The organism is Dolichospermum circinale AWQC131C (assembly GCF_000426905.1).
Classification (GTDB): Bacteria; Cyanobacteriota; Cyanobacteriia; order Cyanobacteriales; family Nostocaceae; genus Dolichospermum; species Dolichospermum circinale.
Window position 1 is genome coordinate 1 of record NZ_KE384661.1, and the last position, 388, is coordinate 388.

Below are 388 nucleotides of genomic sequence, written 5' to 3' on the forward strand. Positions count from 1 at the left end.
AGGAATTATTATCCTGTTTAGCGATCGCTCCTTTCCTTTATCATACCCTAATTCAGCAATGCCGTAAATGGAGATTATCTTTGATGCTATTTTATCCCAGGTATAATTATCTAATATAAACTGCCGGGCGCGAGCGCCCATTTTCTTCGATTCTTGAGGATGATCTAAGAAGTTTTCAATTGTAGCTGCGATTGCATTAATATTAAGTTCTGTAACATATCCCAGTTGTTGTTGCTGGACTATATCACTAAGAGCTACACCAGGGGTAATTATAACTGGAGTACCCGCAGCTAGGGATTCTAGAACTGATATACCAAAGTTTTCCGAATGGGAAGTTAGGGCAAATATATCTGCTCCTTGTATTAATAAATCCTTGATTTCACCCTTG

1 protein-coding gene is annotated in these 388 nt (G+C 38.4%); it reads right to left on the reverse strand.

Annotated elements, in window-relative coordinates:
* On the reverse strand, positions 1–388 hold a 388-nt coding region (locus ACIR131C_RS23755; RefSeq protein ID WP_035372676.1), incomplete at both ends, for a glycosyltransferase.